The following is a 6,375-nucleotide window of genomic DNA, read 5'->3' on the forward strand; positions in this document are numbered from 1 at the left end:
CGGGTTCCATCGTGCGATGGAAGAGCTGAGGCAAGGCAACAGGTTCCACGCCTCGGTCTACGTCTACGACTCGGACGAGTACCGCGACATGCGGATGTTCACGACCGATGACGGCAAGGCCGGATTCGCGCTCAAAGGGGACGAGATCGTGAGCGTGTTTGTCCACAGCGATAGTGAGCACCGAGGGTCTGCACAGGCGCTGATGGCAGCAGCCGTCGAGCAGGGCGGACGACGTCTCGATTGCTATGACACGATCCTCCCCAGCGTCTACGCCCGTGCGGGATTTGTCCCCGTCGCCCGCGTTCGATGGAACGATGACTACGCCCCGGATGGCTGGGACTATCCGACCTATCAGCCGTTCAACAACGGTCGCCCGGATGTCGTCTTCATGGCCTATAACCCTGCGGCCGTAGACGGAAGATATGACCGTTCCGCGGGTGCCTATGTCGATGACTACGACGACGGCTCCCCGCTCGTCGATGCTTACCTGGCCGCGATGCCGGCTAATGCCGATTAGAGCAATACGCGCAAGCAACTTACTTGCGAAATGCTTGCACGCATGACATGATGGAGTCATGGGAAATTGGTGGAGTGGCCTCGTGCCAGGACCGACGCGCAGGCGGCGCGCAAAAGTCGCCGCGAGCAGCGCCGCAGTAGCCGCCGCCGTCCTCGTCGGACTGATGCTCGCCCTCGCCCCGGATGGATCACCTGAGACGACTCCGAGCGCCCCGGTGACGCCTGCGCTTACAAGTGCACCGACAGCGACGGCAGACCCCACGACGGCCCCCGCCATTCCCGAGTACGCCGAGGGTGCCGCACTTGCCGCGCAGCTCCCGCTCATCGAGCCCGATCCAGACATGCCTGAGTACCGTTCGGATACGTTCGGGCAACGATGGGCCGACACGGACGGCAATGGCTGTCGGCAGCGCGACGACGTGCTCGCACGCGACATGGTGGACATCACGTTCGACGATGACGGGTGCACGGTGCTCACCGGAACGCTCTACGACCCCTACACCGCGACCACGATCACCTTCCAGCATGACCGCGTGGCTGAGCCGGGAAACCCCGGCAGCCCCGGCGTGCAGATCGACCACAAGGTGAGCAAGGAGAAGGCGCACGCTGGGGGAGCGTGGCGGTGGACCCCGGAACAGCGGCTCATCTTTGCGAACGACTTGGACAACCTCATCGCGGTGGACGGCCCGACGAACAACAGTAAGAGCAACCGCGGGCCGGGGCAGTGGTGGCCCCCCAATGAGGCCTACGCCTGCTTCTGGGCTCTCGACTACGCCGAGATCGTCAGTTCCTACGAGCTGGCCGTCACCGCAAGCGAACGTGACGCGCTGGTGAGCAAGCTCACCTCGTGCGCCGAATGACCTCACGAAAGGAATGCCATGCCAAATCTGCAAGGGGACGAGAAAATGCGGGAGCAGCGCAGAGAGCGCTTCCGGGCTTGGATGCGCGAGGTGGATTCGTGGCTCCACGAGTTCACCGGCAAACCCTCCGATCTCATGCCTGATGATCCGCGCTTCGTCTGGTGGACGTGGTTTGATGACGGGCTCTCCCCCGAGTCGGCAGCGCAGGCCGTCGTGGAGATCGTCACCGATGCCGAGGGAGAGCGCTATCGGCTGCATCGTGAGCGCGCCGCACGCTCCGACGACGACTAGGCGAGCGGATCGAGAAAGGGGGACCGGCTGATGATGGGAGCCTCGCACGCGCTCACGGGAGCCGCCGCGTGGATCGCGGTGACATCCACCACGGTGCCCGCGCTCGGGCTCATGCCGCTCGGCTCGGCCGAAGTGCTCATCGGGTCCGTTGTCTGTGCCGGGGCAGCCCTCCTGCCTGACGCCGATCACCCCAGCTCGACCGTCGCCTATGCCTTCCCCGGAGGTCGAGTGGTCACCGGGGCGCTCGGCGCTCTTGCCGGTGGTCACCGCAAAGGGATGCATTCGCTCCTGGCCGTGCTGGGGATCGCCCTCGCTGTCTACGGTCTGCGCTTTCTCACGATCACCCCGGAGGGCTGGGACCGACCGCTCCGGCTCGGCGCGGCCGTTGTCGTCGCGGTCTGCGTTGCCTTCGGCGTCAAGACCCTCGGCTTCGCGTCCTCGTGGCTCATCGCCTGGATCGCGGGACTGGCCTCGGGTGCCGCCCTCGGCTACCTGCTCCCCACAGTGCTTGTCTGGCTCCCGCTCTGCGTCGCAGTCGGCTATCTCGTGCACCTGATTGGAGACACCCTGACCGTGGGCGGCGTGCCGTGGCTGTGGCCTTTCATGCCTACCCCGCCCGAGCGCTTCAGCAAGCATCCAGTCTGGGGTTCGCTCTGGCTCTCCTATGGTGGCTTCGCGCTCCCGATCCTCGGCACGACCGGATCGTGGCGCGAACAGCTCGCGATGCTCGCCGTCGTGGCTTACACCGTCTGGGGGGCGAGTACCGCCGTTCTCACCCTTCTCGGGCTCATGTAAAAAGATGCAAGCAAAACACTTGCAAGATGCTTGCAGTAGTGAGAGTATCGAATCATGACCGAGACGACGAACGCTGAAGAGATCACCTGGACTCTTACGCAGGAAGAGTTCGCGGCGACGCAGGATCGTGCCGCTGCGATCAACCGCCGCGCGGTAAAGCGAGGCTTCACCGGCCGAATCGAGGTCACGGGGGTGACGCGCGAGATCACCGAGACTGACGAGGCAGGCCTTCCCCGGACTCGCGTCGTTGTGGATGTCGCGATCTCGGGAGAGGCCCCGAGGTACAACGGCTGGCAGTTTCTCGCGGCGGTAGACACCATCGAGACCGAGGACGGGCACGACTTCGTGATCCGCTCCGCTCCTGGCGTCGAAGAGACCGGCGTGGACCGCTCCACGCTTGGTCCTGGCCGCTGTGAGCACTGCAACACTGTTCGCGCCAATCGTCGCTACACCTACCTCGTCCGCCACGCCGAGACCGGCGAGACGCGCCAGGTCGGTTCGACATGCATCAAAGACTTCACGGGCTGGACGGGCAAGCCCGTCTTCATCAGTGACGACGAGTTGCGCCGCGACCTGGCTGACTTCCTCGGGGGCTTCACCTCCAGCGGCCCCGAGTACTCTCCTGAGACGGTCGTCGCGGTCGCGTGGGCGATCAGCCGTGAATTCGGCTGGGTTCCCGCTGCTGCGGCCTACCCCGGAAAGACCGCGACTCGCGATCTCGTCTCGTCCTACCTGTACGGCAAGAGCCGCGCTGACCGCGAGCTGCGTAAGGAAGTCGCCCCGGAGATCGCCACAGCCTCGGACATGGCGAAGACAATCATCCCAGCCTTGCTGGAGGGCCTGGACGGCAGTGGCGACTACGTGACCAATCTGAAGACCTGCCTGCGCGCCGCGCACGTCGAGCACCGCCACCTCGGGATCGTCGTCTCGGCCGTCGCCGCGTACGAGCGGATGACCGGCGAGACCGCCCGGCGCAAAGCTGAGGCCGAAGAGCGCGCCCGGCAGCGCGCTGAGTCGCAGTACGCGGGCACCGTGGGGGAGAAGATCGCCGTCACCGGCACCGTGACCCGCCTCGTTCCCATCAAGGGAAGCTACGGCTACAACCCGACGACCTCCATGCTCGTCATCGTCGAGGGCGGGACAACCGTCGCCAAGATGTTCACCGCCGCCGCGTGGGCGTGGGAAGTCGAGCAGGGCGACGAGATCACCGTCTCCGCCACCGTCAAGGCCCACGAGGACTACCAGGGCATCAAGCAGACCGCCCTCACCCGTCCCAAGCTCATCGAGAAGACCACCCCCGAGGGGAGCGCGTGATGACGGAGAGTGGAGACGGAGCGATGTCCGACCGGGACGGTAAGAACGACGCCATGAGTGAATACCTGCGCGGCGTCGATGCGGCAGCAAACGTGCTGCGCTCCGACCGCGACCCCCGAGAGCGCTTCGACTTGCTCGACCCGGTGCGGCAGAGGGATGTTCTCGACCGCCTCAACACTCAACGACGCTTCAGCGGTTTCGTAGCACTCACCTACGCCGTCGCCGTCGTTGGCTTCATCATCCTTCCGCTTCCGAACCTCATGGCTGGCGCGCCTCTCGCCCTGAGCTGGGCGCTCGTCGCGATGGTTTTCATAGTGATCGCGCTCGTTGTGATGCACGCGACAAAGTGGTGGGGTGCCAGACGTGCGGCCCGCATCCTGTCGGCCAGCTTGAACGTCAGACGGATCATCGAGGATCGCGACGACGGGTCCGAACAGGCATGAGGTTCCCGCATGGTGCAGTTCTGGACGCCGCTGCGTGAGCTGACGCCTTCGCTCCGCCCCGGCGAGTGGCTGATGGCTGACAAGAGCCGCCGCATTGGATTCATCCAGCACGACCCGCAGACGCGCTCCTACCGCTGTCTGACGCCCGAAAGCTCCCCAGGTGACCGGATACGCCTGGGCAGCGCCCCTACGCTTCCAGAGGCCGCACAGAGGCTCTGGGAGTGGGGGAGGCGTAGCCCTCTCGGGTGGCGACCGTCGCATGATCTCGTCGAAGTGTGCTCCGGCATTTGGGTGATGCCGCCCCGCCCCGGCCATGACTACCCACAGGGATTCATCGAGGAGCAGACGCGAGGGGACGAAAAACGGTTTGAAGCATCCTCCGGTGGGACAGCTCACCATCCACGCGAGCTGATCGGCCACTATCCGACCTTCGACACAGCAGCGCGCGCGGTCTGGGAGTTTCCGATCAAGGGTTGATCTCAGGGCCAGCAAGCAAAACGTCCACGATGAGCGATAAGCTACTTGCGCAAAGTGCGTAAATAGCATCAGGAGGGAACCATGACCGAATACAACGACTCCAGCTCGCCGGGCGGGGAGGATTTCTCACTCAACGCGATCCGCGCACGGATCGAACAGGAGAAGGCAACTCGCGCCGCGACAGACGAGACCAAGGCCGCTATGCGGGAATACATCAAGCGTCAGCGGCGCCTAGACGCGGCCACAGCGAAGGACATCCGGCGCCTATTGCCGTGGACTCTTTGGCTCGCGGCAACCCCCACTCACTTGCTCGCCGGAGTCGGCGCTGCGGCTCTCGTCACCCTCGTCGTGATGTGGGCTATCACCTCCGCGCTCGCGGTCAATCTGATGTTCGCTGCGCTCGCCGCGGTGATCGTCGCGGCCGTGATGTATGTCGGCCTGACGGTCTATAGGAGCACCCCGGCCGCTCATCGCCGTCTTGAAGCGCTGAAGTATGGACAGGGGGTCGGCATCCTGCGCACTAAGGCAGGTAGGGCCGGTTACGAGACGCCCAAGATCACCCTGGGTCTCATCGGTGGCTGGACAGGGCTCGTCGAGAACGGAGACGATCTCGAAGTAGCCCATGCACTCATCACTGAGCGGGGCCTTCCTCCTGTCCGCACTGACGAGATCGCCGCGGAGTTGCCTGAGACTCGACGAGTGCTCGACGAGCTGACGCATGGCTGAGGGGACGAGGATGGGTGAGATTCAAGGGCGCCTGATGAGCTTCACATTCGCGGCCATCTACAACAACGGCCTGACGGCCGAGATTGTTGTCCGTGGCACCACCGTCACGGACGCACTGAAGCAAGCCCAGCAGGTCACAAGTGAGGCATTCTCCCGGACCACAGAGGCACCGCGCATCGAGCGGCACGAGCCCGTGCGCATTGAGGCCTGACGGGCGCTCATCCGTCCCGCTGCGCTTGGCAAAACGTCAAACTGAACTAACCGACCTGGAAGGGAAAAAGCATGACCCCTGAGACCGTTGACACCACGAGTTTCATAGGCACTACGCCCGTGGACGAGTACCAGAAAGCCCAGTCCGGCCACACTGCCGTGGAGCCGTATGCCGCCGCAGTTCGCATCAGATTGAGTGATGGAACTGTGCACAAATATGTCGGCGCCTGGGAGCGCACCGTCCGTGAAGAGGGGCGGACCGTACAGCACGAAAACGGCTATCACTTCTATGCCCTGTCTGGCGCGGGCGAGCTATACGTGGTTATGGCGTGGACGGTAACCCTCTACAAGCCCGGGGGCGGCAGGGCGAGCATCATGACCAACAAGGCTGTTGCGATCACATACGCCGCGCACGCCTGGGTATCCGCTGATGGCCCGCGCGGAATCGCCCCCGAGAAGGATGAGCAAGAGCGCATCTACCCGCCCGCTGATAGGGAAGGAAAACCAGAATGACTAAGCCAGAGCTGAAGGCCGTAATTCGCTCGGTGCGCCCAGCGCTCCAGAGCGTCGAGACGACTGAAGAGGACCGCGCGCAGTTCCTCTATGACCTCGTGCGCGAGGTCTATGACTACGTGAAGTTTGATGTCCACGGACACACGGTTGACGCTCCGGAACGCGCTTGGATTGCGGATGTCGTGGGGGCTGCGCTTCCGCCTCGCTCCTGACTGGAGAGCGTCAGCCCC

11 protein-coding genes are annotated in these 6,375 nt (G+C 64.3%); all 11 read left to right on the plus strand.

Annotated features, from left to right (window positions below; all coding sequences use genetic code 11):
* Nucleotides 1-16: 16 nt before the first annotated feature.
* Entirely contained in the window at nt 17-517 is a 501-nt protein-coding gene (locus ACTICP_RS11790) for a hypothetical protein (RefSeq protein WP_441892568.1), read from the plus strand.
* A 58-nt stretch (nt 518-575) separates the two neighbouring features.
* Entirely contained in the window at nt 576-1,376 is an 801-nt protein-coding gene (locus tag ACTICP_RS11795) for a GmrSD restriction endonuclease domain-containing protein (protein WP_441892570.1), read from the plus strand.
* Nucleotides 1,377-1,394: 18 nt separating this feature from the next.
* Complete coding sequence (locus ACTICP_RS11800; protein ID WP_441892571.1) at nt 1,395-1,667, plus strand: hypothetical protein; 273 nt, start codon at nt 1,395-1,397, stop codon at nt 1,665-1,667.
* A 30-nt stretch (nt 1,668-1,697) separates the two neighbouring features.
* Nucleotides 1,698-2,462: a metal-dependent hydrolase gene (locus tag ACTICP_RS11805; RefSeq protein WP_441892572.1), complete on the plus strand. Its 765-nt coding sequence runs from the start codon at nt 1,698-1,700 to the stop codon at nt 2,460-2,462.
* A gap of 54 nt (nt 2,463-2,516) precedes the next feature.
* Nucleotides 2,517-3,776: a hypothetical protein gene (locus ACTICP_RS11810; protein WP_441892574.1), complete on the plus strand. Its 1,260-nt coding sequence runs from the start codon at nt 2,517-2,519 to the stop codon at nt 3,774-3,776.
* Nucleotides 3,776-4,219 (plus strand): hypothetical protein, encoded by a 444-nt coding sequence (locus ACTICP_RS11815; RefSeq protein ID WP_441892576.1) that lies wholly within the window; start codon nt 3,776-3,778, stop codon nt 4,217-4,219. The genes ACTICP_RS11810 and ACTICP_RS11815 overlap by 1 nt, the downstream gene beginning before the upstream one ends.
* 9 nt (nt 4,220-4,228) lie before the next feature.
* Nucleotides 4,229-4,696, plus strand: coding sequence for a hypothetical protein (locus ACTICP_RS11820; protein ID WP_441892578.1), 468 nt, complete (start codon nt 4,229-4,231; stop codon nt 4,694-4,696).
* Nucleotides 4,697-4,777: 81 nt separating this feature from the next.
* A complete protein-coding gene (locus tag ACTICP_RS11825) occupies nt 4,778-5,422 on the plus strand; it encodes a hypothetical protein (protein WP_441892579.1) in 645 nt (214 codons plus the stop codon).
* Between the two features lie 10 nt (nt 5,423-5,432).
* Complete coding sequence (locus ACTICP_RS11830) at nt 5,433-5,633, plus strand: hypothetical protein (protein WP_441892580.1); 201 nt, start codon at nt 5,433-5,435, stop codon at nt 5,631-5,633.
* A 71-nt stretch (nt 5,634-5,704) separates the two neighbouring features.
* A complete protein-coding gene (locus tag ACTICP_RS11835; protein WP_441892581.1) occupies nt 5,705-6,145 on the plus strand; it encodes a hypothetical protein in 441 nt (146 codons plus the stop codon).
* On the plus strand, nt 6,142-6,357 hold the full coding sequence (locus ACTICP_RS11840; RefSeq protein ID WP_441892583.1) for a hypothetical protein: 216 nt from the start codon (nt 6,142-6,144) through the stop codon (nt 6,355-6,357). Before ACTICP_RS11835 ends, ACTICP_RS11840 begins: the two co-directional genes overlap by 4 nt.
* The last annotated feature ends 18 nt before the right edge of the window (nt 6,358-6,375 follow it).

The organism is Microbacterium sp., assembly GCF_052102115.1.
GTDB lineage: Bacteria > Actinomycetota > Actinomycetes > Actinomycetales > Microbacteriaceae > Microbacterium.

Coding starts and splice junctions, on each gene's coding strand:
- ACTICP_RS11790 (WP_441892568.1), top strand. CDS start 17: ATGGAAGAGCTGAGGCAAGGCAACAGGTTCCACGCCTCGGTCTACGTC.
- ACTICP_RS11795 (WP_441892570.1), top strand. CDS start 576: ATGGGAAATTGGTGGAGTGGCCTCGTGCCAGGACCGACGCGCAGGCGG.
- ACTICP_RS11800 (WP_441892571.1), top strand. CDS start 1,395: ATGCCAAATCTGCAAGGGGACGAGAAAATGCGGGAGCAGCGCAGAGAG.
- ACTICP_RS11805 (WP_441892572.1), top strand. CDS start 1,698: ATGATGGGAGCCTCGCACGCGCTCACGGGAGCCGCCGCGTGGATCGCG.
- ACTICP_RS11810 (WP_441892574.1), top strand. CDS start 2,517: ATGACCGAGACGACGAACGCTGAAGAGATCACCTGGACTCTTACGCAG.
- ACTICP_RS11815 (WP_441892576.1), top strand. CDS start 3,776: ATGACGGAGAGTGGAGACGGAGCGATGTCCGACCGGGACGGTAAGAAC.
- ACTICP_RS11820 (WP_441892578.1), top strand. CDS start 4,229: ATGGTGCAGTTCTGGACGCCGCTGCGTGAGCTGACGCCTTCGCTCCGC.
- ACTICP_RS11825 (WP_441892579.1), top strand. CDS start 4,778: ATGACCGAATACAACGACTCCAGCTCGCCGGGCGGGGAGGATTTCTCA.
- ACTICP_RS11830 (WP_441892580.1), top strand. CDS start 5,433: ATGGGTGAGATTCAAGGGCGCCTGATGAGCTTCACATTCGCGGCCATC.
- ACTICP_RS11835 (WP_441892581.1), top strand. CDS start 5,705: ATGACCCCTGAGACCGTTGACACCACGAGTTTCATAGGCACTACGCCC.
- ACTICP_RS11840 (WP_441892583.1), top strand. CDS start 6,142: ATGACTAAGCCAGAGCTGAAGGCCGTAATTCGCTCGGTGCGCCCAGCG.